We start from the raw sequence: 26,639 nt of genomic DNA on the forward strand, positions 1-26,639 counted from the left end.
ATCCTGCTAGCCCAAGAAGAGGTTATAGTTCCTCGCGCGATTAGCCAGGATTGTCTGGTCTATCACTTCGCCGCAGCAGGTGCACTTCCATGCGTCGAATGATCTTACAAAATCGTAAAACTTCTCCGCGAACATTCTTCCCTTGCATTTCGGACATTTCATTTGGCGGCCCCCCACTGTAAAGTTTGTTGTGAGTGCTATGGGGGTTTCACCATATATGCCAACCAGAACATTATTTTATGATTCATGCATACACAAGAGAGCCTGATTCTGATAAACAACACTAATTCAACGAGATACAAGAACTCAAAAGTATCGTTCTATTCTGTCTACGGTTATCCTCCCTATCCCGGGAATTCGTTCGAGATCTCTGACAGACCTAAAACCGCCATTACATTGACGGTCCAAAACAATCCTTCGCGCAAGGACTGGACCTATTCCTGGAAGTCGCTCCCAGTCTGACTCAGTCAGGGAAGAGGGATCAAGGGGAACACCCAAGAGCATCCTCTCTGCAGCGGACATCATTATTGTCGATATTCTGGTGGCTTCTACTCCAGTTATGTTGAAGATTACCCACTCACCGTCCTTCAATTGACGAGTGGAGTCCTCAAGTTTAGCAGATTCTATATTCAATCCGTGAGGCGCCATATTTATGACGCTCCCTAGCACCGAACCATGAGGAAGGCAATAGACTCCTGCTTTACCTTGAACGCCGGTGACCTTGACCCGAATGACGTCCGGGCCGGCAAGAGAAAAGGCCGAGGATGCCCCCGTTGTGGGTAACATTCCCCGGCCTTTAATGATCAAAACAAGACTTGCCAGTGCTGCAAGACTCCAGAGCACAAGGAGTCGCGCCCGGCAATTCACTTCTTGACTGCCTCCGCTTCGTCTGCTTTGTGGAGTTTGTACTCGATGCTGTCGATCAGAGCCTGGTAGGAGGCATCGATAATGTTTTCGGAAACGCCTACAGTTCCCCAACGGCTTTCCTTGTCACCGGACTCGATAAGAACCCGAATGGACGATGCAGTCCCCTGACCCGCCGGGAGAACGCGTACCTTGTAGTCGAGGAGCTTCACCTCCTTCAACTTCGGGTAGAACTTCTCCAAGGCCTTGCGAAGTGCATTGTCGAGGGCGTTAACCGGGCCGTTGCCTTCAGCAGCCGTGTGTTCCACCTTACCGCCAACTTTGACCATGATGGTCGCCTCGGAGAACGGCTTCTGGTCCTCGTGGCGCTTTTCGTCAATGACGCGGAAGCCGATAACCGAGAAAAATTTCCGATGGGTACCGAGGGCTCTCTTCATCAGAAGCTCGAAGGAAGCCTCGGCCCCCTCGAACTGGTAGCCCCGGTTCTCCATCTCTTTAATGTTATCGAGAATCTCAAGGGTAACCGGATCCTTGCTATCCATGTTGATATTGAACTCCTCGGCCTTGGCGAGGATGTTGGAACGGCCGGAAAGGTCGGAAATGAGTACACGCGTCATGTTACCAACCAACTCGGGACGCATGTGCTCGTATGTCTCGGGATGGCGCTGAATGGCGCTCACATGGACTCCCCCCTTGTGGGCAAAGGCCGAGTTACCCACATAGGGCTGATGCTTGTTGGGGGAGAGGTTCGCCAGCTCGTACACGAAACGGGAAAGCTCCCGGAGCTTTCTCAGTTGTTCGTCGCTCACGCACTCCTTCTTCATCTTCAGCCTGAGAGACGGAATGATGGAGCAGAGGTTGGCGTTGCCGCACCGCTCACCGAAACCGTTGATGGTTCCCTGGACTTGGACGATTCCCTCGTTGACCGCATGGAGAGAGTTGGCGACTGCACACTCGGAGTCATTGTGAGTGTGGATGCCAAGGGGCGCAGAAATGTGTTTGCGAACCTCGCGGATGATCTCCACAACATCGAACGGCATAGTGCCGCCGTTGGTGTCACAGAGAATGATGCAGTCGGCCTTGGCATCCTGGGCCGCCTTGAGGGTTTTGATAGCGTAGTCAGGATCGGCCTTGTAACCGTCGAAGAAGTGCTCCGCGTCGTAGAAGACCTCGGGAACTCGCGCCTTCAGGTATTCGAGAGAATCGAAGATCAGTTCCAGATTCTCCTCAAGTGAGATCCGAAGCGCTTCCCGAACGTGAAAATCCCAAGTCTTGCCAAATATGGTACAGACATCAGGCTCGGCCTGCACAAGGGTCTTCAGGTTGTGGTCCTTGTCAGGTGTTATCTTGGCCCGCCGGGTGGAACCGAAGGCGGCGATCTTCGCCTGATCGAGCTTCTCCTTCTTGATATCCTTGAAGAAGGCCACATCCTTGGGGTTACTGCCGGGCCATCCCCCCTCGATGTAATGGATTCCGATCTCATCCAGCTTATGGGCGATGCGGATCTTGTCCTCAACGAGAAATGATATATCTTCCGCCTGGGTGCCATCACGAAGCGTGGTATCGTAGAGTTTAACGAAGCTCATAGTTTCACCTTTGAAATGAAAGTATTAGATACGCATATAGCGTTTAGCGTACCGGGGTTCACCGGACACTAGACGCTATACACGATTACGCTTGATAAGGGCCTGAATTATTTGCCGGAAAGGCCGAATGCCTCGTGGAGCACCCTCACGGCGAGTTCCGTGTACTTGGCATCAATGACAACAGAAACCTTGATCTCGGAGGTGGAAATCATCTGGATATTGATTCCCTCCTGGGCCAGGGTCTGGAACATCTTGGTGGCGACGCCAGCATGGCTCCGCATCCCGACGCCGACAATGGAGACCTTGGAGATACTTTCGTCGGCCGTCACACCCGTTGCCTTGATCTCCGTGGCCACTTCCTTGGTAATGGCAAGAGCTTTTTTGAAGTCGGCCTTGGTGACGGTGAAGGTGAAATCAGTGAGATCTCCTCCACTAACATTCTGGACAATCATGTCCACCGAGATATTGGCATCAGAAAGGGCCGACAAAATCTTGGCGGCAATCCCCGGCTTGTCGGGTACGCCCATGACGGCAATCTTGGCTTCATTCTTGTCGTAGGCGATACCCGAGACGAGTACAGCTTCCATATCCTTATCCTCCTTGGTAACCATAGTACCTTGATTGTCATTGAAGCTTGAACGGACATGCACATCCACATTGTACTTTTTGGCGAACTCAACCGAACGGATCTGGAGAACCTTTGCCCCGAGACTCGCAAGCTCAAGCATCTCGTCGTAGGATACCTTGTCAATCTTGCGGGCGTCCTCGCAGATGTTGGGGTCAGTGGTGTAGACTCCGTCAACGTCGGTGTAGATCTCGCAGACATCAGCCTTCATTGCGGCTGCCAAAGCAACGGCCGACGTGTCGGAGCCACCGCGGCCCAGAGTAGTCACGTTCCCTGCCTTGTCGATCCCCTGGAACCCGGCAACGATGACGATGGTTCCATCCTTGAGGTCAGCCCTGACCTTGGTATCGGGAATCTCCTCAATACGGGCCTTACTGAAAGCGCTGTCGGTAATGATCGGAACCTGCCAACCGTGGTATGATTTAGCTTTATATCCCATGGACTTGAGGCACATGGCAAGAAGTGCTATGGAGACCTGCTCGCCGGAGGCAACCAGGACGTCGTACTCGCGGTTATCCGGGAACTCGCACACCTCATTGGCCAGCGCCACGAGCTTGTTGGTCTCCCCTGACATTGCCGAGACGACGACCATCATGTCGTTGCCTGCATCATAGGTCTTGGCGACTCTCTTGGCAACATTGCGGATCCGTTCAATCGATCCCATCGAGGTGCCGCCGTATTTTTGGACCACCAGAGCCATCTACAGTTCCTCCTTTATGTATGGTCAGTGCGTCGAGGTCTAATGAATATGCCGCTTCGCGTCGTCAGTTAATAGCAGGAATCAGGACGACGGTCAAAACATTTTTTTAATAAAGCCTCATGGTTGAACCCATGGGCGATTATGTCGATTCTTCGCTCCGTTTCACCTGCATACTCAAACATAATATCAAGCCGTTCGTCAGGGAGATCACCACCCAACCGCTCAGCCCACTCCACGAGACAGACGCCGTTTCCATGGAAGTATTCGTCGAAACCAAGCTCTGCGATATCGTCTCCTCCCCGGAGGCGGTAGAGATCGAAGTGATAGAGCCTGACCCTCCCCGGGTACTCGTTCAGGAGGGTAAACGTGGGACTCGTAATGGGAACTGAATCGTCAATCCCCAAGCCGGAGGCCACCCCTCTGACGAACTGGGTCTTGCCACAGCCAAGGTCACCGGAGAGGGCAATGAAGCCCCCCGGTTCCACCAGCTGGCCAAGCCGCTCACCCAGAGAGACGGTTTCTTCGACACTATGCGAACAAAGGGAAATCACGGCGTGCTATTTGATCATCGTTTTTATGAGGTCAATACGGGAAACTATACCAACGAGCCGTTTACCCTCGACAACCGGTACGGCATGGAGCTTCTTGCTGGCCATGAGGTCAGCCACGTCGTTCACCGGAGTGTCCTGCGTCACCGTCTCCACCGTGTCGGTGTAAATATCGCCAACCGTCTGCCCCGTCATCTTCTGGAGTTCCTTCTCGAACTTCTTCTCGCTCTCCAGGTAGATGACCCAGTCGAAGAGCGAGATGACCGTGGGGATATGGAGACTCTTGTCCTGCTCAATCAGATCCGACTCGGTCACGATTCCGATGAGGTTTCCGTTGTCATCCACAACCGGCACGCTGCCAACCCGATGTTTCGTAAAAAGCTCTGCCAGCTCCCTGATCGTGGTTTCCTTTTTGACCGAAACGACATCCGTCGTCATTATGTCTCGAACATTCTGCATAATAATTCCTTTCATTCCATCATGTTGTGAGCGTTTTGAAATGCCCAGGGGATTCGCTCCTGGACGTCGACGGCCGACATGCCGATCTCCCCTTTGTCGTCAGCCACCAGATCCGCAGCGTGACCGTGAATAAAAACGCCGAGCCGACAAGCGTCATAGGGGGGGTATCCCTGGCCCAGGAGCGATGCCAAAATCCCCGTAAGGACGTCCCCCATCCCTCCGGAAGCCATGCCGGGGTTGCCGCTTCCGTTTATGGCTACCCGCCCGTCCGGAGAAGCAACGACCGTACGTGCGCCCTTAAGTATCAGATACACGCCATACCGCGCAGCAAATGCCCGTGCCGTTGCGATCCGGTCTTCCTCGACTGCCACGGTGGAAGTGCCGGTCAGACGGGCCATTTCTCCCGGGTGGGGGGTGAGAACGAGACACCTGCTTCGTTTGTGAAGCAGTAAGCCGGGATCTTCGGACAGGGCGTTCAGACCATCGGCATCGATCACCAGGGGAGCCTCAATCTCGGTGACAAGATGCCGGACCAGACGAGCCGTGTCAGGATGCCAGGAGATGCCCGGCCCCAGGGCAACCGCTGATTTGCCGTCAAGGGCTTCCACCACGGCCGGAGCAGAATCCTCCGACAGGTGACCGCTTCCGCCGTCGGGGAGCGGCAGCGTCATGGCCTCGGTGGTCTTCATCTCCAGGATGGCGTTAAGGCTTGCCGGCACCGCCAGGGTAACAAGACCCGCTCCGGCACGAACTGCACTGTTTGCAGCCATGGCAGCGGCGCCCGTCTTGCCGGTGGAGCCGGCAATAACAAAGCAGTGGCCAAAGCTCCCCTTGTGGGCACGCCGATCGCGGGGCCTTACGATACAACGCGCCGATTCGCAGTCAATGAAATCGACACCTTCAGCATCCTCGGCCACTCTAGAGGGAATTCCGATATCAACCACGCGGAGCTCGCCACAGTGCTCAACGCCGGGATACAGGACGTGGCCTAACTTGGCGAGGGCAAAGGTAACGGTGAGATCCGCCTTGACCGCACTACCGAGTACTTGGCCGCTCCCCGCGTCTATCCCGGAGGGGATGTCAACGGCCACGATCGGTTTCCCGGAGCCATTGACGTATTCGATAGCCTCTGCCATGGTGCCCTGCACGTCGCTCCTGAGTCCGGTACCGAAAAGGGCGTCCACGACCACCGACGCCCGCGCCAGTTGGGAAACAAAAGGAACAAGACCCGTCGGAGGAGGAGAAAAGGAAACCGTCGCTGGGTCGAGACGATCAAGGTTGACACGGGCATCGCCGGAAATCTCTTCGCGGGCGGAAAGGACGACGGTCTGGACATCCCACCCCGCCTCCCGCAAAACCCTTGCTATCACATAGCCGTCACCGCCGTTGTTCCCCTTGCCGGCGACGATGAGCGCCAGCCGGTCAGCCGCCGGACCGAATTGCTCGATGATGGCCTCAGCGCATCCCCGGCCGGCATTCTCCATGAGGTGGATGCCCGGAATACCGAACTCCTCGATGGCACGTCGGTCCATCCGCTGCATGGTTTCACCGGTGACAACCTTCATGCCCGCTCCAGAACCACCATGGCGACGGCAAAATTCCCGTCGTGGGAAAGGGATACAAACGTCTTGGAGAGATCCATCTCGGTGAATATCTGCTGAGCCTTGCCGTGGAGTCGCAGTTCCGGTTTCCCCAGTGCGTCGTTGACCACCTCAACATCGTGCCAGGTCATCCCTTCGCGAAGCCCCAGGCCACAGGCCTTGAGAAAGGCCTCCTTGGCCGCGAAGCGAAGGGCGTAGTGCTGGGCGCTCCGGGCCTTCCCCGCGCAGTACTCCTGTTCGTGGATGGTGAAGAGGCGTTTGAACAGGCGGATATTGCCCTCTTCCAAAAGGCGCTCAAAACGGGTTATGTCAACGATGTCGATGCCGGTGCCGAAAATCACGCGTGCCTCATGCGTACTTGATGAGATCCACCATGTCCCGCACTGCCCGGTCGAGCCCCACAAGAACCGCCCGGGAGATGATGGAATGGCCGATGTTGAATTCCTCGATTCCGCCCAGCGCTGCCACCTTCTTGATATTGGTGTAGTTGAGGCCGTGGCCGGCGTTGATGCCAAGGCCAAGCTTGACGCCGAGTTTAACAGCGTTTTCTATCCGCTCGAGCTCGGCCTGCTCGGCCTTCCAGTCCTTGGCATCGGCAAAGGCTCCGGTGTGAATTTCGATATAATCTGCCCCCACCTTGTTGGAGGCTTTCACCTGGTCGGTATCGGGGTCCACAAAGAGGCTTACGACGATGCCTCCGTCCTGGAGTTTTTCCACCACCTCGGCGACCCCCTGCATGGCCATCCGCACGTCGAGCCCCCCCTCAGTGGTGAGTTCCTGGCGCTTTTCAGGGACCAGCGTGCACATGTCGGGCTTTACGGAAAGGGCTATGGCGACCATCTCGGCGGTTGCCGCCATCTCCAGGTTGAGCTTGGTCTTCACTGTCTGGCGAAGGAGCTTCAGGTCCCGGTCATTGATGTGACGGCGGTCCTCCCGCAGGTGGATGGTAATGCCGTCGGCTCCGGCAAGCTCTGCCAGGGTAGCCGCTGCAACAGGATCGGGCTCCTCCCCTCCCCTCGCCTGCCTGATCGTCGCCACATGGTCGATGTTCACACCAAGCTTTGCCACCTACTTCCCTCCGATTTTCTTCTCGACCAGGTCTGCGATCTCCTTGGCCCAGCCGGTAATCTGATATTTGTCCTGCCCCTCGAGCATGATTCTCAGCAGCGGCTCGGTGCCCGAATAGCGGATCAGGATGCGCCCTTCGTCCTTCAGTTTTTCTTCGACACCCCGAATGAGCGCGGCCACTTCGGGGATCGTCATGACATCCTTCTTCTCAGCCACACGCACATTCACGAGGACCTGCGGGAGCGGAATCATTACCTCGGCCAATTCGGAGAGGGTCTTGCCGCTCCGGCGCATGATCGCGAGAACCTGGAGGGCGGAGAGCATGCCGTCGCCCGTGGTGTTGTGGTCGATGAAAATCATGTGGCCCGACTGCTCGCCGCCGAGGTTGTACCCCCCCTTCAGCATCTCCTCAACCACGTAGCGGTCGCCGACGGCGGTCTTTACCACCTTCCCCCCCGCCTTTTTCACGGCAATATCGAGCCCCATGTTGCTCATGACTGTCGCCACGAGGGTATTCTTGCGGAGCTTCTTCTGTCTTATCATATCGGTTGCACAGATGGCCATGATATGGTCGCCGTCCACCTCGTTGCCGAACTCGTCCACAAAGATGACCCGGTCAGCGTCACCGTCAAGGGCTATTCCCAAGTCGGCACGGTGCTCCTTTACCGCCTCGCTGATCACCTCGGGGTGGAGCGACCCGCAGCCGGCATTGATGTTCGTCCCGTTGGGTTTGATCCCGTAGGGAATGACCTCTGCCCCGAGCTCCTCCAGAACCGCCGGCGCAACCTTGTAGGCGGCCCCGTTGGCGCAATCGAGGACAATCTTCATCCCCGTGAGATCGAGTTCCTTCGGAAAGGTGTTCTTGAGAAAAACCACATAGCGTCCCACGGCGTCGTCGATGCGATAGGCCTTTCCCACCTCGGTGGCGATGGGGCGCAGGGAATCGATCTTCTTGGAGAAGATCAGATCCTCGATCTTCAGCTCCATCTCATCAGGGAGTTTGAAACCATCCCGGGAGAAGAACTTGATGCCATTGTCCTGGAAGGCGTTGTGGGATGCGGAGATGACAACCCCTGCGTCGGCCCGCATGGACGACGTGATATTGGCAATGCCGGGTGTGGGCAGAGGCCCCACCACGAGTACATCTACCCCCATGGAGCAGATGCCGGCCACCAGTGCATTCTCCAGCATGTAGCAGGACAGACGGGTGTCCTTGCCGATAACGATCCGATGCCGCCGATTGCCGTTTTTGAAAAGATACGCGGCAGCGCGGCCGATCTGCATGGCCATCTCTGTAGTCATGGGATAGACGTTCGCCACACCGCGTACGCCGTCGGTTCCAAAGAGCTTCTTCATGGTTACTCCTGATATCAAAGTTTACGGTTTTTGTCCGGAGGGAGTTCGGATCAGCCTGACTTCGACGGTTGCGGGAAAGAGCCGCGTGACCGTCACTTCGCGGGGGAGATCGAGTCTACGCTCAAATCCCGTGAATAGTGCGGTTCCCTCGCCTACCCCCCCCGCGTCGAGGGGCATGATAATCCTTTCACTACGGAGCTTCAACAAAAGAATTTTCGGCCCGGCGACGGTCACTGCGATCTCCTTTGGAGGAGAATCGGCCTGCGAAAGACCGGAAGGGATGTTGCGGACCTCAAGGGGAACTCGGATCTCCACCTCGGCGGTGCGCACACCGGCAACACCGGCCCAGACGATCACGGCCAGGACAAGAGAAAGGAGCTTGAGATCCCAGTCTTGGGCAAGACGATGCCATTTCATGACACGAGCCACCGAGGCTCAACAAGCCGCTTGAGGGCCTTGCGGAGACTTCCCCCATCGGGCATGGGGGTGAGCTTGCCGCCAGCCACCACCGACATCTGCCCCGTTTCCTCGGATACCACCAGAGCCACCGCATCGACAACTTCCGTCAGCCCCAACGCCGCCCGGTGGCGGGTACCGAGGGTCTTACTGATGGTGGGATTCTGTGAAAGAGGGAGAAAGCATCCGGCCCGCGTCAGTTTCCCCCGCTGAATAACCACGGCACCGTCGTGAATAGGTGAATAGGGAAGGAAGATCGACGCCAGGATCTCGCTCGTTATCTTTGCGTCGATTTCGGTGCCGGTTTCCAGATGGGATGAAACTCCCATTTCGCGCTCAATCACAATGAGAGCGCCGTGCCGGCGGGCTGAAAGATCGGTCATGGCGGTTATGAGCCCATCGATGGCCTCGGAGGCCTCTTCCATCTCATATTCTCTGCCTTTGCTGCTTCTCCCCAGGGTTACCAGGGCCCGGCGCAGATCATGCTGGAAAATGATGACCAGTATGAGGATGAACGAGCCGAACAACGAGCTCAATATCCAGTGGAGCGCATCGAAGCCGGCAAGGCCCGTGAGAAAGTAGAGCGTGGCGAGAATGACTATGATAAGCAGAAGACGCGCGGCGACCTTCCCCTTCAGGAGAAGGATGATCCGGTAGATGACGAAGGCGACGACCATAATGTCTATCAGGTCACGCCACCCGAAGAGTTGCAGGGAATCGGACATCGTGGTCACCAGACCGCAGGGATTTCGGCGGAGTCACCGCCCGGAAGGATCGTCCAACGGGTCAACTGGCGTCAGGGTGCAGCACGGCATGGGTCATGTCGGCCACATCACGCATCTCCCGCACGTCGTGTACCCGAATGATGGAGGCGCCGTTAGCGAGCGCAAGGGCCACCGTGGCGGCTGTGCCGAAAAGCCGGTCATCCACGTCGCGGCCGAGAACAGTGCCGATGAACGATTTGCGTGATGTGCCGACAAGAATGGGCAGGTGCAGGCTTTCAAATTCCCCGAGTCGCCGGAGAATTTCCAGATTGCCCGGGACGCTCTTGCCGAAACCGATTCCCGGATCAACGACAATCCGATCCTTCGCAACACCAGCGGCCACAGCTGTGGAAACGGAGTTGCGGAGGGAGTCGAGAACCTCGGCGATCAGGTCGCCATAGGTGGTATCCTTCTGCATGGAGTCGGGCCTGCCGCGGGTGTGCATCACCACCAGTCCCGCAGCAGCCTCCGCCACCGTGGTGGCCATGGCCGGGTCGAAGGTGAGACCACTTATGTCGTTCACGATTTCGGCGCCGGCCCGGAGCGCCTCGCGGGCCACAACCGCTTTGTAAGTGTCCACCGAAATCGGCACCGGAATGCGCCCCGAAAGCCTCTCCACCAACGGAACGACCCGCCGCAACTCCTCTTCGGCATCCACCGGTGCAACATTGGGGCGGGTACTCTCGCCCCCTATGTCGATAATGTCCGCCCCCTCCTCCACCAACCGGAAGGCGCGCGCCGCGGCACGATCAAGATCAAGATACCGACTGCCGTCAGAAAAGGAATCGGGGGTCACATTCAGGATCCCCATGATGCAGGGACGTTGGGAGAGGTCGAGGGATCTCCCCGCTAACCGCCATGAAGACGGCAACGATGCATTGCCTGATTGTTTGTAACCGCTCGTCATCAGGCGGCGGGAGTTCCCTCAGGAACCGGCGCCGGCCCGCTGACGGACTTGATAATCTGGTCGACCTCGTCGCCAGTCAGGTTCTCCTTCTCGATAAGCTGCAAGGAGAGTTTGTGAAGCACGTCGATGTTGTTTCTCAGGAGCGTCGTAACACGGCTGTAGCTCTCCTCGACGATCCTGCGGATCTCTCCGTCAATTTCAACCGCAGTGGCCTCGCTGTAGTTCTTGTGCATGGACATGTCGCGGCCCAGGAAGATCGATTCTTCCTTCTTGCCGAAGGAGACGGGGCCCATCTTGTCGCTCATGCCCCACTCGCAGACCATCTTGCGGGCAAGCTCGGTGGCCCGCTCGATATCGTTGCCCGCGCCGGTGGTCAGGCTTCCGAAGATGATATCCTCGGCTGCGCGGCCTCCCATGAGAACGGCAACGCGGTTGAGGAGCGACTCCTTCGAGTAGCTGTGTTTGTCCTCGCTGGGGAGCTGCATGGTAATCCCGAGAGCACGGCCGCGGGGAATGATAGAGACCTTGTGGACCGGGTCGGTTCCGGGGATGAGCTTTGCCACCAGGGTATGGCCCGCCTCGTGGTACGCGGTATTCTTCTTCTCGTCTTCCGAGATGACCATGCTCCGGCGCTCCACACCCATGAGGACCTTGTCCTTGGCGTCGTCAAAGTCCGACATATCAATCACGCTCTTGTCCTTGCGGGCGGCGAGAAGCGCCGCCTCGTTGACCACGTTGGCCAGATCTGCACCAGAAAAGCCAGGGGTGCCGCGGGCAATGATGCCGAGATTGACGTTGGGCGACAAGGGGGTCTTCTTGGTATGGACCTTGAGGATCATCTCCCGGCCCTTCACGTCGGGCTGGGGGACCACCACCTGGCGGTCGAAGCGGCCGGGGCGAAGCAGGGCCGGATCGAGGACATCGGGGCGATTGGTAGCGGCAATGAGGATGACCCCCTCGTTTGACTCGAAGCCGTCCATTTCCACCAGGAGCTGGTTGAGGGTCTGCTCCCGTTCGTCGTGGCCGCCGCCGAGGCCTGCCCCACGGTGACGACCGACCGCATCGATCTCATCAATGAAGATGATGCAGGGGGCACTCTTCTTACCTTGGACAAAGAGGTCGCGGACCCGGGAGGCGCCGACACCCACGAACATCTCGACGAAGTCGGAGCCGGAGATCGAGAAAAAGGGAACCCCCGCCTCGCCGGCCACGGCACGGGCCAGGAGCGTCTTGCCAGTCCCCGGAGGGCCCACCAGGAGCACGCCTTTCGGAATGCGGCCACCGAGCTTGGTGAACTTCTTAGGATCCTTCAGGAACTGGATAATTTCCTCCAGTTCCTCCTTGGCCTCGTCAACCCCGGCCACATCCTCGAAGGTGAGCCGTCCCTGGGCCTCGGTGAGGAGCTTCGCGCGGCTCTTGCCGAAGGCCATGGCCTTGCCGCCGCCGCCCTGCATCTGGCGCATGAAGAAGATCCAGACCCCGACGAGGAAGAGGAGCGGGAACCAGGAGATAAAGATGGAGAACCAGGAGACCTTCTCCTCTTCCGGTTTGGCGGAGATGCTGATTTTCTTCTCGAGAAGCTTATCCGAGAGCGTGGCGTCCATGGGCTTGTAGCTTCTGAACTCCTTGCCGTCGGCAAACTTGCCGATGATCTCGCTTCCCTGAATGGTGACCGCGTTCACCTTCCCCGCATCCACAGCGGCAATGAAGTCGCTGTAGCTCAGACGCTCATGGGTGGTACGAGGTTTGTTGAACAGATTAAAGAGAAGAATCATCATCAAGCTGATCACAAGCCAGAGCGCCAGGTTTTTGTAGAACTGGTTCAAGGTTACCCCCGTGGATGTGTCCTAAGGCCATGTTGGCCATTGTATTCACGATGTATCTGATTAATTGAAATAGCTATCATAACGTGTGCCGGTTGACAAGTCATTTCAAGGCAATTCCCGGGGTGGCGCGGACCTCGCAGAGCACAGTGCGGACCGTCTTTTCGGTGACGCATGCGGGATGTCCGGTCCGGAAACCGCAGACCCAGACGAGCTCGCCGTTACTGAAAACCAGGGGAACCAACCGACGAAGTCCCAGCGGCACCTTCTCGTCTATGAAGAGATCCTTCACCTTCCTGGTCCCCGTCATACCAAGGGGCCTGATCCGGTCGCCGGGACGGAACCCCCTCACCACCCAGGGAAACGGAGCAGAGTCAAGGTCGAAGCAGGCCCGTTCGGGGGGCAATGTTGCCACATTATCAGGAGGCGGCGCAACCTCCACCACTAGCTCGCCACCAGCGGGCAAGGGGTAACACCCCGGCCCCTCCACAAGAAACTCCCCTTCACACACTGCTTCAACATCACCCGCACTGAAATTCACCACGTCATAGGCTCGGACGATCGTTATCTCCCCGGGCACAACGACTCTGAGATTCGGCTTCCGCGAGTGGACGAGATCGTCGATCTGCCTCACGTGGCTGAAGGATACTCCCTGCAGCCCACCCCCGATGAGGGCCAAAGCCCGCCGGTAGATCCGGTAGCGCACCCCCCTCGACTCCCTGAGGAGTTTGGTGACATCGAGAGTCATTCGCCCGGCGCTCTCCTCCCGCACCGTCCGCCCCAGGGCCTCTGCGGCAACGGTTTCAAGCACCTCCTCGTCGGCGGCCAGAAGATCGGCAGTGACCGCAAGTCGACGGGAAATCTCGGGGTTGAAACGGGCAAGATGGGGGATGAGCTCGTGGCGGATACGGTTGCGGAGAAAGGCCGTATCAGCGTTGGATGAGTCCATGCGGGAGTGAACCCCCCTGGCGTGGAGGTACCCTTCAATCTCCTGCCTGGAGAGGGAGAGGAGCGGCCGCACGTACCGGCCATCCCTGCGGGGAGACATGGCGGCCAAACCCGTGACGCCGGCCCCCCGGAGAAGACGCAGCAGGAGCGTCTCGGCCTGGTCGTCGGCGTGATGGGCGAGCGCCACGGACCGGGCGCCATAGCATGTCGCCACCCGGTCGAAAAATTCATAGCGGGCGCGGCGGCCTGCATCCTCCAGGGAGAGGCGCTCCCGGAGACTCAGGTCCCGCACGTCGACTCTTTCACCTACGAAAGGAAGGCTGCGGGATTCGGCGAGATCAGCAACGAAACGCTCGTCTCCGTCGGATTCAACGCCGCGCAGGCAGTGATTGAGATGGGCGACAACAAGACTCAGGCGCAGATCAGGGAGACCGAGGAGAATATCAAGAAGGGCGACGGAGTCGGGGCCGCCGGAAACGGCAACCACTACCGTGTCGCCGGGGGAGAAAAGGGAATGCTCGCCGACAAAGGCGAAAACTTTCGCGAGGACCGATTTCATCGGCTCACTCCAGGGGCGCACCTGGCTACGGGGGCGCGGAAACGAAAAAACCCCTCTTTGGCGAAGAGGGGTTTTTCTAGGTAATTGGTGGCGGTGCAGGGACTTGAACCCCGGACACTACGGATATGAGCCGTATGCTCTAACCAGCTGAGCTACACCGCCGCAAAAGAGACGTCTTATCTACCCCATCTTTTTTTGTGTGTCAAGAAAAAAGCTCTCCTGCGAAACTCGCTTCCATCACCCCTTCAGGGCCTTCCGGAGCCCCGACCTGCGCTCGATCCGACGGGAAACGGCAGCGCTAAAAATCTCCTCCGCGCACCAGAGTCCGGCGGCTGTCCGGGCGCGGGTGATGCCGGTGTAGAGGAGCTCCCGCGTCAGCACCGGGCTCTCGTAGGGGGGGGCCACCAGGAGTATCTCGTCAAATTCCGAGCCTTGGCTCTTGTGAACCGTCATGGCGAAGACCGTTTCGTGCCGGGGCACCCGCAGGGGAGACACCTTCCTGACCCCCTCTCCGGCGGAAGGGAAGAAGACGGCGAGGCTCCCGGGGTTATCCGGGTCGGGAAGGGTTATGCCGACGTCACCGTTGAAGAGCCGCAGGGCGTAATCGTTGACGGTCACCATGACCGGGCGGCCCCGGTACCAGCCACTGTTTGGAGTGATGAGCCCTCTGCCGGCAAGGATCCGCTCGATTGCTTCGTTCAAACCGGTGACACCGTACCGCCCCTCGCGAACGGCACAGAGCACCCTGAATCGATCAAAGGCGGCGAGGACTGCAGCGGGGTCATCACGGGAGAGATACGAGACGTATCCGGCCACGACCTCAGATGCGAGCGTTTGTTCCAGTGTCTCGACGGATGGTGTCTCACGCCATGTTAGGCCGGATGCACCCCCTTTGCGAAGGATCGCCAGCGCCGCGTCCGCCTCCCCGTCGTTCACAGCCCGGCTCAGGGCGCCGATGCCGCTGCCGGAGCCGAACCGGAAGTTTTTCCGGAGAAAGATGAGGGAGTCCGCGAGGGGGGGACGTGGAGCATCCGTTTCGGCTCCTTCCAGATGCTCGCCTGCGGTGTCTTCGATGAAGCGGCAAAATTCCGGGGAGAACCCATCGGGGCTCTCCGTGTCGCAGATGTCGCCGAGCACAGCGCCTGCCTCCACCGATGCGAGCTGGTCCCGATCACCTAGGAGGATAAGCCGGGCCTCCGGCGCCATGGCTGCCACGAGGCGTGCCATGAGCGGGAGTGCCACCATGGAGGCTTCGTCGACAACCACCACATCGTAGGGGAGAAGATTGTCTTCGTGGTGCCGGAAACGGTGAGATCCGGGGATGACTCCCAGGAGCCGGTGGATTGTCGCCACCTCCTCGGGTATCAGGTCCTTCACGGGAGTTGCATCGGCAAGCTGCTCCCTGGCACCGCGAATCGACTCTTTGAGCCTCACCGCCGCCTTGCCAGTCGGAGCCGTGAGGGCGACGCGCATCCCATCACCGCCTGACTGCTCCAGGAGAAGGGCAATGATCTTGACGACCGTCGAAGTCTTGCCGGTACCCGGCCCACCGGAGATGGCCGTAAAGCCGCCTCGAACCGCCGCAGCTGCAGCAATCCGCTGCCAGTCGGTCTCACCGTCATCCACGGGGCCAAAGAGGCGGATTATTCCATCCCGGAGAAGGGGCACATCGACCGGGTTTCGATGTGCCGCCTTTTTTATTATTTTTTCGGCAAGTTCGGACTCATATTTCCAGTAACGGTAGAGATAAAGGCGGCTATCGTCGAGGACCAGGGGGACGTACTCGCCGGGAGAACCCACCACTCCGGATGCCTTCAGGGCGGCGGCAAGCCGGCCGCACTCCTCTCCATCCTCAGCCTCATTGAAGAGATCGAGACAGATGTGCCCCTGCCCCACGGCGCTGCTTAGGCGGAGCGCGGCCCGGCGCAGGTCACCCCCCTCCGTCCGGGCGAGGCGACAGAGGAAATCGGCGAAACGGTAGTCAATGTCCCGATATTCGGTGGTTTCAGTCGCCATCGAGCTGCTCCTTGAATGCAACCAGGCAGGAGGTCAGGTCGCTGATGAGCCCCGCAGGGGGGATATCACGATAGATGCCTGACCCTGGCCGTCCCGGGTCGACCCCCCGGAGGAAAACATAGAGGGCACCGCCGAAGTGGGTTTCGTACCGATACCCCGGAACCCGCTGTGCGAGATACAGGTTGAGGGCCACCGTGTAGAGGAGGTACTGGAGCGGATAGAGCTTGCGCTCCATTTCCCGGGCGAGATTCTCACGGCCGTACTCCTCGATCCGGTTCCCCAGGTGGTTCGACTTCCAGTCGACAAGGTAGAACCGGCCGTCGTGCTGGAAGACCATGTCGACGAAACCGCGCACCATACCCTGCACCGGCGCGAAATCGAGGCGCGCGGCCACTTCCCCCAGATCGGCGCCGGCGGGGAGAACACCCCAGCGGCGCAGGATCGCGGCAACCTGCCCGGAACCCACGAACCGCAAGGGAAAGAAGAATTCGAGCTCGGTGCGCCAGCTTTTCGGCGCCAGGTCGGCGAGTCTGAATACTCTATCCCCCCCTGCGAGAGGCGACGCCAGTACGTTCTGGACCATGGCGCAGACCGCCCCGCACCACTCGACGCCGAAGCCGTGTCGCTCCAGTTCCCGGGCAACTATGTCCTGCACCTTCTTGGGGAGGGTATCGGTAAAGTCGAGCTTCTCGAAGACGGCGTGAAGGACGATCCCCGCCTGGGGGCCCCGGGGAAAGGCGAAGATAGTACCATCCACCGGCGCAGACTCCTCCACTTCCGGTGCGGGTTCGGCGACGACGGCGGCGGCCTGGTCCCGGTCGGGGAGTTCTTCCTCCGGGCGATGGTGGGCCGCAAAGGAGGTAAAGCTCGTCACCCGCCAGTCGGTCTCGATCCGCCTCCGGAACGGCGGACAGCCGGTGACGGCGATCGTCTTCGGCTCGCTCAGAAAACTCCCGGCCACGGGTTCAGGATCAACGGTGACCGCAATGGCCCCTCCCGCTTCCTTCCGCAGTTCCGCGAGCCGCGCCACCAGCGTCGCATCGGGGATATCCTTCATCACCTCCCCGAGGACCGCGGTAATGTCGTCGTTCTCGTAATCGTCCGGTGAGTGGAGGAGATAGGCGGGGGCTGACGTTTCTGTGTAGCGGAACTTCCCCCAGACCAGGTAGCAGCGGTGCCTGGCCCGGGTTAGCGCCACGTAGAGGAGCCGGACGTTCTCGGCAAGGGACTCGGTCCGTGCCTTCAGGCGGCGGGCCTCGAACTCGTCGGAGCCGAAGTCGGCCACCATCCGGTAGCCGTCGTGGCAGACGGCCGTGTCGCCGTCATCCCGGACCCCCCCCCAGGAGAAGGGGCAGAAGACTATGGGGTATTCGAGCCCCTTGCTTACGTGGATGGTCACGATCCGGACCGCCTTCTCGTCCGACTCGAGCCGTATCTGGTACTCTTCATTGGAGGGTGGGGAGTTCACCCGCTCGCCGAACCAGGCGCAGAGAGAATCGATGCCGAGCCCCCCCGCCGTGGCGGCTTCGTGAACCACCTCGCCGCAGTGGAGAACGTTGGTGAGCCGCCGCTCGCCGTCAACGAGGGGAAGGAGCCGCTCCCGAACCCCCTCTCGGGCAAGGAGCGTCCGGAACATGGTCATGAAGCCACGCCCCTGCCAGAGATCTTGGTACTCCCGGAACGCGGCAAGGCGCTCTTCCCATCCCCTCTCGTCGTCCAGGAGTCTGGCGATGGCATTTCCCGAAACGCCGAAGAGGGTCGTGGCTAGGGCCGCCCGCACCCTGGTCTCGCTGGAGGGTTCGGCGATGGCCTCCAGCACACGACAAATCTCCCCCGCCTCGGGGGTTGCGAAGAGACCCATGGCGCTCTGCACCACCGATGGAATGCCGAGCCCCCGCAGCGACTCCTGCATGAGGGCGGCCTGGTCGTGACTCCGGACGATGACGGCAATATCCTCGGGCACGACCCCTGTTCCGTCGATGGTCGCCCTCCCCTCCCGGCCGTCAGCAAGGAGGCCGGCGATCTCGGCGGCAACCGCAGCAACGATCCGCCCCTTGGCAGCCCCAAGGGAGATGCACGCACCATCCTCCGGGGTTCGTCCCATGAACCAGAGCTGGAGGGGAGCCGGATCACGCCCCTGGAGGACGAGGGGCTCTTCCTTCTTCGCCGCCGTCACCGCCGGGTAGCCGATGGATTCCACGACGAAGGGGGACTCCTGTTTCTGGCGGAAGAGGGCATTCACCCCCTCCACCATGGCAGGGGTAGATCGCCAGTTTTCCCCCATGGTGAAGCGGAGCGCCGCGGGCACGTCGTCCCGCGCCTCCAGGTAGGCGAAGATGTCGGCCCCCCGGAAGCTGTAGATCGCCTGCTTGGGGTCGCCGATGAGGAACAGGGGGGCAGTTTCGTTCGCGTAGATCTGCCGGAAGATCCGGTACTGAACCGGGTCGGTATCCTGGAACTCGTCGATGAGAGCGGCCCGGTACCGGGTCCTGAGCCGCTCGGCCAGTTCGCCCCCCGTGGCCCCCTGGAGCGCCCGGTAGAGATCCACGAGGAGATCGTCGTAGGAGCGGATGGCGCGTTCGGCCTTGAGGAGGGGAAGCCGCTCCCGGGCAAGGGCGCAGAGGCTCCCCTTCAGGGCCACGTAGCGCTTTTCCACAAGCCGGAGCAGCCGGTCGCACAGGTCGAAGAAGGGGTGCGCCGGCGGTTCGTTCCGCTTCATGGCCTGACCGCGGATGAAGGTGGTGGTGAACTTCCCGAAGCCGTCGCAGAGGTACCAGGGGTTCCTCCCGGCCGCATAGGCCGCCATTCCGTCCACGAGGCAGGGGACCAGCTCGGGATGATAGTTGTTCCGGGAGCGGCTCAATCCCTTGTGGGTGGTGATGATCTCCTCGATCTCCCCCCGCTTCGCCTCCCAGAGGCGGGTCAGCTCAGTGTAGGCTGACTCGCACTCCCCCACGAGCGCCGCGACTTCCCCCTCGGTGTAAAGGGGAGCGAGCACCAGTTCGGGATTGCCGAGCTTTCCCCGAAGGAAGCGGGCAAGCCCTTCGGGGGACCACTTAAGCCGGAGGGCCTGGGGAAGGAGCGGCGCCTCGGCGCCAAAAAAGGTCTGGCGCCAGAAGTCGTCCACGATCGCCTGGATAAGGGGGGCCTGGTCGGTCAGAAGCTCCGTATCGTAGAGGGAGCCGCTCTCGAAGGCGTTCTCCTGCAGGGCCCGGGAACAGAAACCGTGGATGGTGGAGATGGCTGCGCAGTCGAAGGTCCGCAGCGCCAGGTCGAGGCGCCCGAGGGCCATATCCGTCCCCGGCCATTCCTCCCGGTCGGGGTCGCCCATTCCCAAGAGGAAGCCATCCGTCGTCCCGGCCCCGGCAAAGACGTCGCGGGCCTCCCGAAGCCGTTCGCGGATGCGGGAGCGGAGTTCCTTGGTGGCCGCCTCGGTGAAGGTGACCACGAGGATCTCTTCCGGGGTGAGCCCCTTCTCCACCACGAGCCGCAGGTAGAGACAGGCAATGGCGTAGGTCTTGCCGGTACCGGCGCTGGCCTCGATGAGGTTGCGCCCCGTGAGGGCGATTGTCAGATTGTTGTAGGTCTCCATAGTTACTCCCCCCGGTGGACGGCCAGGGGCCCGAAGACGGCTTGGGCGATCCGCTCGAACTCCCTGTCAAGGGGATCAATGGCGCCGAAGCAGAGCCGGTAATAGAGGTCGTCGTTTTCGGGGAAGCGTTCCCCCTCCCAGACGGTACGGGCGGCGGAGAGTTCCTTCTTTCGCGCGTAGGCGGCCGCCGTGCGGGGAAAAAACCGGAGCGGCTCCCGGAGCCCTTCTCCGTAGAGTTCGAGGAGAGTCTCCAGATGCGTGAGGGGCTCCTTCACCGGCTCAAGGCATATGGTGGTATCGGTTGCAACAAGAATGCTTGCAGTCGGATACCCCTCACAGATGAGAAGGTTCAGCACAAGATGCTCGATCCAGAGCCGCACCTGATCGCGCCCCGAGAGTTTCGCACCGCGATGGCGCAAGAGAGCATCGGGCCAGATGTCAACCAGGGTCCCGGTTATCCGGTACGGGCCAATCGCCAAGTCAACAGGAAGAGACCCCAGGGGGTCCCTCCCTCCAGTCAGTCCCCTGATCCTTTGGGCCAGCTCCTGCACCCCGTCGCCGAGCTCCCGGAACATGAGCTCCCCCTGGCGGGCCGGCGGGAGCACCCCCCTCGCCCGGGCCACGGGTAAGATTGTCAGGGGATCCTTGTCCCCAAGGGCCAATTCGAGCATCTCCCCTCTGAGCCTGTAGGCGTCGAGGGAGTCCAGGGCAAAGGGCTCCCGATCGTCGAGGGGGGGCGGGAGCTCGTCAAGCCGGATCCCGAGCCGGGTCCGCACGAAATAGCGGGCCGGGTTGTCGAAGAAGGAGAGGAGGCCGGCGAGGGAGACCGTCAGCAGCTCCTCCGGGGGCTCCGGCAGGGGCTCCGTGACGAAGGGAGGCACGGTCATGCTGCCCTTCAGGCGCTGGGCCACGGCCCGGCGGTTCTCCTCCGAGTAACTGAAGAGAGGTCCGTCTCCGGTGAAGTAGGCCGGGCTGAAGGGCTGGAGACGATGCCTCGCCACGAGGGCCGCCGGAAAATCCGGGGAGCCGTCCGTGAAGCGGCGCCCCAGGTAGTCGAGGAACTCGTCCACAAGGACCGACGGAGGAAGGACGCTGTTGTCCCGGATGCTCTGTCCCGTGTAGCTGATGATGAAATGCCGCCGGGCCGAGAGGAGGGCCTCCAGGAAGAGGTAGCGGTCCTCGTCCCGCAGGGACCGGTCTCCCCGCCGCCGATCCCGGGCAATCAGGTCGAAGCCGGGGGGACGATTCTGGCGCGGGAATGCCCCGTCGTTCATTCCCAGGAGGGCAATGACTGTGAAGGGGATGCTCCGCATGGGGAGCATGGCGCAGAAGGTGACTCCTCCGGTCATGAAGCCGAGCCCACGCACCTCCCGGTCGAGCCTCCCCCGGAGCCAGGCCCGGATCACCGACAGTTCCACCTCTCCGCTGAACCCCGCCTCGTCCCGCACCCCTTCCAGCTCGGCGAGAATGCCGTTCAGGGTGGCAAGGTCGAAGGCCCCTTCATCCCCTGGGGCGAAGAAGTCATCGAGAACCCGCCGGCAGAGTCGCACCCACTCCGTCAGGGTGCGGGGACGGTCCAGTTCGTCCACCAGGGCGTGGAGCCCCTCAACGAAGCCCGCGAACCGGCCGAGGACCGTCGGCCCCTCCCCTTCCATGGCGTCGAAGGGGAGGATCCCCTCCACCATCCGGCCATCCTCCTCGGGCATGGCGTATCCCAGCAGGAGCCGGTCGAGGCCGGCCCGCCAGCTGTGCTCCCGGTAGGGAGGGAATCCGGCCCGGCACCGCTCCTCCTCGTCCATCCCCCACCGGATGCGGGTCTCCTCCAGCCAGGTACGGGTCAGTTCCAGGTTGCCGGCGTCGAGGCCGAACCGGTCGTGGACCGGGGGCGAGGCCAGGATCTCCGTGACCGCTGTCACCGGGAACCGCTTGCCGGGAAGGTCGAGGATCGCCAGAAAGGTCTCCGCCAGACCCCCTTCCCTCCGGATGCTCCGGTCGGCAATGGAATAGGGAATCTTCAGCCGTGGGTCCTGGCACCCGTCGAACACGGCGGAGATGTAGGGGGCGTAGGTCTCGATATCCGGCGTCATGACGAGGATGTCGCGGGGCGAGAGGTCGCCTGACGTCGCAAAGAGGTTCAGGAGGGTGTCGTGGAGCACCTCCACCTCCCGCATGGGGCTGTGGCAGGATGAAATAAGGATGGAGCGGTCCGCGGTGTCCACGGGCCGCTTCTCCCCGCCACTCCCTTCCAGGCGGAGGATGTCGTTCTGCACCATGCCGAGGAGCGACGTATCGGTCGCCTCGCCGTAGAGGTCGGTGTCGCCGCCGGCCGTGGCGCCCAACTCCACGAGGGTGTCCGAGAACTCCTTCCCCAGGAGCCCCAGGGAAGCCAGGAGAGGGTTCCCCTCGATCCGCACCTCACGCTCTTCCGGAGAGAGGCGGGCAATGATCCACTCGGGGAGGATGTCGGCCCAGTACTCGCGGCAGGGGCCCATGACGAAGAGGTTCACTTCCGTGAGGTCGGCAATGCGCCGGAAGACGTCCAGATGGAACTGGGGGAGGTACGAGATGCCGAAGACGGTGATCCGCTCCGGGAGAAGGGCCGGGTCCACCTCTCCCCGGGAGAGGCGCCGGAAGAAATCGCTCCGCACCGCCTCCCGGTGGAGCCCCTTCCCCTGAGCCGCGAGGGCCCGCCAGAGGATGGCCTGCCAGTTGCTTTCGGCTCCCCTTTCCCAGCGGGCGATCATGTCGGGACGGAAGATGGTGTACTGGTCGAAGGTATCGGCGATCTTGCCGGCAAGCTGGTAGAGCTTCAGCTCCCGCTGTCCGCCCGCCAGGTATCCCGCCAGGGGGGCGAACTCCGTTCGGACGAGGAAACCGGGGAGAAGCTCCATGACCCGCCACGACAGCACCGCCGGATCGAAGGGGGATATGGCGGGAAGCTCCGGCAGGGCATTCCTGAACAGATCCCAGACAAATGAGTTGGGAAAGGGATAGACCCCGTTGGCCCAGACCCCCGTTGCCTTTGCCAGCTCCATGGCCAGCCAGCGCTGCATCCCCTTGCTCTGGACGACGATCACTTCCGGCGCCAGGGGATCGGCCAGGGGGCGCCGCAACACCTCGCCAAGCCGGGCGACGAGGTGCTCCATCCGATTGCTGGAGTAGAGGGAAAGGGGCATGGGGTCTCCGTAACGGATTGAGTAATAACACGGAGCAACGGAGCACACGGAGAAAACCAATCAATACCACGTTACGTGATTTGTTTCTTACCGGAAACAGAACGCATTTCCTCAGATTTTTCTCCGTTGCTCCGTTGCTCCGTGTTTCAATGCTTTTAGTGGATTATTCATCAGCGATACGTCACAATACGTCTCGACGCCGCCGCCACCGGAAACATAAGACTATACGCTTTTGCCCAGAAAAGGAAGGGAGGAGCCTGCGGGGTGGCGTTTCTTCTGTTGACACTCTCTAAGGCGCCACGGTATTAAACACAGGTTATTTTTCACGAACACTTTCAAGAGGAGGCGCGCAAACTATCATGATTCAAATCGATTTCCAGAAAATGGGTGGGCTCATTCCCGCCATCATCCAGGACCACGAAACCGGCGAAGTCCTCATGGTGGCGTTCATGGACGAAAAGACCCTGAACCTGACCCTTGAGACCGGCAAGACCTGGTTCTTCAGCCGCAGCCGCAACAAATACTGGATGAAGGGGGAGGAATCGGGGAACACCCAGGAGGTCATCGAGGTCCTCACCGACTGCGACGCCGACTCGGTGGTCATCAAGGTGAAGCAGAACGGCCCGGCCGCCTGCCACACCGGCAACCGGAGCTGCTTCTACGTGCGGTGGGAGAACGGCCAGTGGGTGGAGCACTCAAACCCCCTCTTCGATCCGAAGGAGGTCTACAAGAAATGAGCAACCTCCTGAACCTCGGCATCCCCAAGGGGAGCCTCGAAAACGCCACCGTGGACCTTTTCAAAAAGGCCGGCTGGCAGATCAGCATCTCCTCCCGCAGCTACTTTCCCGGCGTTGACGACGACGAACTGAACTGCAAGCTGATCCGTCCCCAGGAAATGGGGAAATATGTGGAGCGGGGCACCATCGACGCCGGCATCGCCGGCCGCGACTGGGTCCGGGAGAACGACTCCGACGTGGTCGAAGTCTGCGAGATGGTCTACTCCAAGGTCTCCCGCCGCCCGGCCCGCTGGGTGCTGGTGGTCACCAAGGACTCGCCGGTGCAGAAGCCCGAGGATCTGCACGGCGCCACCATCTCCACCGAGCTGGTCGGCTTCACCAAGCGCTACTTTGCCGAGCGCAACATCCCGGTGAACGTGGAGTTCTCCTGGGGAGCCACCGAGGCCAAGGTGGTGGACGGCCTCTGCGACGCCATCGTGGAGGTGACCGAAACCGGCTCCACCATCAAGGCCAACGGCCTGCGGATCGTCTGCGACCTCATGGAGTCGGTGCCGGTCCTCATCGCCAACAAGGCCGCCTGGGCCGATCCCTGGAAGCGGCAGAAGATCGAGACCATCGCCACGCTCCTCAAGGCATCCCTGGCCGCTGAAGGGATGGTGGGGCTCAAGATGAACGCCCCCAATGACAAGGTCGAGGCAATCACCCAGATCCTCCCGAGCCTCAACCGCCCCACCGTGGCCCACCTCTACAACTCCGACTGGGTCTCCATCGAGAGCATCCTCCACGAGAAGGACGTGCGTCGGATCGTGCCGGAGCTCCTGGCCCTCGGCGCCCAGGGGATCATCGAGTACTCGCTGAACAAGGTGCTGTGATTACTTCAATGGACGAAAGCAGATGCACAAACGCCGTGAACCCCTGCGAATGAGGCCCACGGCGTTTGTGTTTGGCTTGTCCGTGATGTTTCCTATGCTTGGAGTGAATTGACCCTGGTATCAATTCTCACATGCAGAGCTTTTTTGATGGTTGCAAAGATGGCTGATAGATTATCCATGGTAGGATTTCCAGAAGCAGAAAGCATCCTGTGAAGGCTTTTGCTCGGCTTCTGAACTTCTTCAGCCAATCGCTCAAATCCGACCGTTGCATTTATAAGGTCGCGGAGAACGAGCTTGGCGGTTACTGAGTCGCCATCCAGCATTAAATCGATCGCCTCATGAAGCAGTGACTTGGCAAAATCAGCGTCAGACTCGACCCGTTTTTTAATAGTTTCTTTGAAATCTCTTGTCAGGGCCATTTTTCTACTCCTTGCATCTATTTTTTTTCTGGTTGGCCTTTCGTTCCTTGTATTCCTTCCACATAGCTTCTGCTTTATTGATATCCTTTTGCTGTCTCCTTTTTGTCCTCCACCGAGAAGAATGATCAACCTGTCACCGTCTTTTCCAATATAGACGCGATAGCCAGGCCCCCAATCAAGCCGGTATTCTCCGATTCCACCAAACCATTTTACGTTGGCGAGATTTCCTTGCTCCATCTTGAGCTTCACAATTGCAATTTTTGCATATCCAACCCCATAAACCACTCTTCATATGGGCTTGTTCCATCTTCACGGATATATTCTTCAACTCTATAACCCATGCCCGAATAGTACCTTATATGTTACTATTGTTCAAATATTTTTCTGCGACCAACGCCCTCAAGGCGCAGCGGCTTGCCCGTCTGCCACAGCTTGTTGGCCTACATCAAGACTGAGCAACTTTCTGGTGGCTTCCAGATAAGTATCACATAATTCTTTACTCAATTGCGCCGTTCGCCCTTTGTGAACTATTCCATTACGAGTATCAAAAAGTGAGTGAAGTTTACTTTTAATGTTTCCGAGATCTGTTTTGCCTGATTTGCCTAATATCTCTGGAACGAATTTTTCGAGAACCTGCCTGATATTTGCGTCATCAATATAGCTGGCGACAGACGGTTGAATATTGTCGGGTAGATTTTTGGCTACGAGCATACGAAGAAATGTTTCACACGCTATGGCCATATCAACAGTTGCTCGCTGGAAATCATCGAGCTTTATGTGTTCAGCTGCATCCATCATCAGGTCGATATACACGGGAGGAGAGCATCCTACTTTAAGTGAGTCCCCGGCTGCTTCCCACATTTCCGGAGTAACCGTCTTAGCCCCCTTTACCATGTCTACCGACGAGGCAATCCAAACCCGTTTTTCTTGTGGTTTTGCGACAAGGTAAGTGGACCAACCACTCTCACAGCCACTAATTTCTGGCCTACCAATTGCGCTGTAATCACATTTCCATCGTAGGGTCCTTATCCATAGATCAAAGGCTCTTTCTGCTATAGAACTATGCTTATTTGCCAAGTCGTTCAAATATTTTTGCTGAGGCTCGGATATTACCTCATATGCACATGGTGGCACTTCCAACACTTTGGATGGCAAAGCTATTACTTCTGCAATTGAAACCTCTAAATCTACCGAATGTACATGATATTCTTTAGGAATTTTATTACCATTAACCTCTCTCCAACAATTGAATGACAAGGAGCCTTCTTGATTGGGTTCAGATGGTAAATGTCTGACAGATGGAAGTTTAATGGTTATCTGACGTCCTTCAAAAATATATTCATGCTTAGAGCCTACAAGATCACGATGAATAGATAAATTTCTGGGAACAAATCTATTCCATGACGCTATATTCAATTTTATCTGTTCCATTTTTATCTCTTTGATTAAACTCGTGATTGACCGGACAGGACCTGTATCTAACACTATATCCCGGCATCTAACTTTAGATGCCGGGATGCATATAATAATAGATGCCTATGACAATCTCTCAGGCATCTAAAG

The 26,639-nt window shown here is 59.3% G+C and carries 21 protein-coding genes, 1 tRNA gene and 1 pseudogene; 2 read left to right on the plus strand and 21 right to left on the minus strand.

Annotated elements, in window-relative coordinates; translation table 11 throughout:
- Window positions 1–306: 306 nt before the first annotated feature.
- The 18 genes from RCH91_RS01665 to recC form a co-directional block, all read right to left on the minus strand.
- Complete coding sequence (locus RCH91_RS01665; RefSeq protein ID WP_306532779.1) at window positions 307–843, minus strand: helix-hairpin-helix domain-containing protein; 537 nt, start codon at window positions 841–843, stop codon at window positions 307–309.
- A gap of 20 nt (window positions 844–863) precedes the next feature.
- Complete coding sequence (gene cimA, locus RCH91_RS01670; protein WP_306532780.1) at window positions 864–2,450, minus strand: citramalate synthase; 1,587 nt, start codon at window positions 2,448–2,450, stop codon at window positions 864–866.
- Between the two features lie 107 nt (window positions 2,451–2,557).
- Window positions 2,558–3,775, minus strand: a complete 1,218-nt coding sequence (locus RCH91_RS01675) for an aspartate kinase (RefSeq protein ID WP_306532781.1) — start codon at window positions 3,773–3,775, stop codon at window positions 2,558–2,560.
- 68 nt (window positions 3,776–3,843) lie between these two features.
- Window positions 3,844–4,326: a tRNA (adenosine(37)-N6)-threonylcarbamoyltransferase complex ATPase subunit type 1 TsaE gene (gene tsaE / locus RCH91_RS01680; protein ID WP_306532782.1), complete on the minus strand. Its 483-nt coding sequence runs from the start codon at window positions 4,324–4,326 to the stop codon at window positions 3,844–3,846.
- A 6-nt stretch (window positions 4,327–4,332) separates the two neighbouring features.
- Entirely contained in the window at window positions 4,333–4,782 is a 450-nt protein-coding gene (locus RCH91_RS01685; RefSeq protein WP_306532783.1) for a CBS domain-containing protein, read from the minus strand.
- A gap of 11 nt (window positions 4,783–4,793) precedes the next feature.
- Window positions 4,794–6,347, minus strand: coding sequence for an NAD(P)H-hydrate dehydratase (locus tag RCH91_RS01690; protein WP_306532784.1), 1,554 nt, complete (start codon window positions 6,345–6,347; stop codon window positions 4,794–4,796).
- On the minus strand, window positions 6,344–6,724 hold the full coding sequence (locus RCH91_RS01695; RefSeq protein WP_306532785.1) for a holo-[acyl-carrier-protein] synthase: 381 nt from the start codon (window positions 6,722–6,724) through the stop codon (window positions 6,344–6,346). Before RCH91_RS01695 ends, RCH91_RS01690 begins: the two co-directional genes overlap by 4 nt.
- A gap of 7 nt (window positions 6,725–6,731) precedes the next feature.
- The gene (locus RCH91_RS01700) at window positions 6,732–7,451 is read right to left on the minus strand and encodes a pyridoxine 5'-phosphate synthase (RefSeq protein WP_306532787.1); all 720 of its coding nucleotides are present in this window, start codon (window positions 7,449–7,451) and stop codon (window positions 6,732–6,734) included.
- Complete coding sequence (gene glmM, locus RCH91_RS01705; RefSeq protein WP_306532788.1) at window positions 7,452–8,807, minus strand: phosphoglucosamine mutase; 1,356 nt, start codon at window positions 8,805–8,807, stop codon at window positions 7,452–7,454.
- 21 nt (window positions 8,808–8,828) lie between these two features.
- Entirely contained in the window at window positions 8,829–9,224 is a 396-nt protein-coding gene (locus tag RCH91_RS01710) for a CdaR family protein (RefSeq protein ID WP_306532789.1), read from the minus strand.
- Window positions 9,221–9,988, minus strand: a complete 768-nt coding sequence (cdaA, locus tag RCH91_RS01715) for a diadenylate cyclase CdaA (RefSeq protein WP_306532790.1) — start codon at window positions 9,986–9,988, stop codon at window positions 9,221–9,223. The genes RCH91_RS01710 and cdaA overlap by 4 nt, the downstream gene beginning before the upstream one ends.
- A 61-nt stretch (window positions 9,989–10,049) precedes the next feature.
- Complete coding sequence (gene folP / locus RCH91_RS01720) at window positions 10,050–10,934, minus strand: dihydropteroate synthase (protein WP_306532791.1); 885 nt, start codon at window positions 10,932–10,934, stop codon at window positions 10,050–10,052.
- The gene (ftsH, locus tag RCH91_RS01725; protein WP_306532792.1) at window positions 10,934–12,760 is read right to left on the minus strand and encodes an ATP-dependent zinc metalloprotease FtsH; all 1,827 of its coding nucleotides are present in this window, start codon (window positions 12,758–12,760) and stop codon (window positions 10,934–10,936) included. The genes folP and ftsH overlap by 1 nt, the downstream gene beginning before the upstream one ends.
- A 100-nt stretch (window positions 12,761–12,860) precedes the next feature.
- On the minus strand, window positions 12,861–14,264 hold the full coding sequence (gene tilS / locus RCH91_RS01730; protein WP_306532793.1) for a tRNA lysidine(34) synthetase TilS: 1,404 nt from the start codon (window positions 14,262–14,264) through the stop codon (window positions 12,861–12,863).
- Between the two features lie 85 nt (window positions 14,265–14,349).
- Window positions 14,350–14,426, minus strand: a tRNA-Met gene (locus tag RCH91_RS01735).
- A 75-nt stretch (window positions 14,427–14,501) separates the two neighbouring features.
- Window positions 14,502–16,280: an exodeoxyribonuclease V subunit alpha gene (gene recD / locus RCH91_RS01740; RefSeq protein ID WP_306532794.1), complete on the minus strand. Its 1,779-nt coding sequence runs from the start codon at window positions 16,278–16,280 to the stop codon at window positions 14,502–14,504.
- Complete coding sequence (gene recB, locus RCH91_RS01745) at window positions 16,270–19,872, minus strand: exodeoxyribonuclease V subunit beta (RefSeq protein WP_306532795.1); 3,603 nt, start codon at window positions 19,870–19,872, stop codon at window positions 16,270–16,272. Before recB ends, recD begins: the two co-directional genes overlap by 11 nt.
- 2 nt (window positions 19,873–19,874) lie before the next feature.
- Window positions 19,875–23,048 carry an exodeoxyribonuclease V subunit gamma gene (recC, locus tag RCH91_RS01750; protein WP_306532796.1) on the minus strand — a complete coding sequence of 1,058 codons (3,174 nt, stop codon included), beginning with the start codon at window positions 23,046–23,048 and terminating at the stop codon, window positions 19,875–19,877.
- A 359-nt stretch (window positions 23,049–23,407) separates the two neighbouring features.
- On the opposite strand from recC, the gene hisI reads away from it, so the two are divergent.
- Window positions 23,408–23,785, plus strand: a complete 378-nt coding sequence (gene hisI, locus RCH91_RS01755; RefSeq protein ID WP_306532797.1) for a phosphoribosyl-AMP cyclohydrolase — start codon at window positions 23,408–23,410, stop codon at window positions 23,783–23,785.
- Entirely contained in the window at window positions 23,782–24,657 is an 876-nt protein-coding gene (gene hisG, locus RCH91_RS01760) for an ATP phosphoribosyltransferase (protein ID WP_306532798.1), read from the plus strand. Before hisI ends, hisG begins: the two co-directional genes overlap by 4 nt.
- Before the next feature lie 92 nt (window positions 24,658–24,749).
- Here hisG and RCH91_RS21385 read toward each other — a convergent pair whose 3' ends face one another.
- The 3 genes and pseudogenes from RCH91_RS21385 to RCH91_RS01770 form a co-directional block, all read right to left on the minus strand.
- Window positions 24,750–25,076 (minus strand): DNA-binding protein, encoded by a 327-nt coding sequence (locus RCH91_RS21385; RefSeq protein ID WP_373694356.1) that lies wholly within the window; start codon window positions 25,074–25,076, stop codon window positions 24,750–24,752.
- A gap of 4 nt (window positions 25,077–25,080) precedes the next feature.
- Window positions 25,081–25,417, minus strand: a pseudogene (locus tag RCH91_RS21390) (type II toxin-antitoxin system RelE/ParE family toxin).
- Between the two features lie 58 nt (window positions 25,418–25,475).
- Window positions 25,476–26,507, minus strand: a complete 1,032-nt coding sequence (locus RCH91_RS01770) for a hypothetical protein (RefSeq protein WP_306532800.1) — start codon at window positions 26,505–26,507, stop codon at window positions 25,476–25,478.
- Window positions 26,508–26,639: the final 132 nt, after the last annotated feature.

Origin of the sequence: Geobacter sp. (genome assembly GCF_030834625.1) — a bacterium.
Lineage (GTDB): Bacteria > Desulfobacterota > Desulfuromonadia > Geobacterales > Geobacteraceae > Geobacter.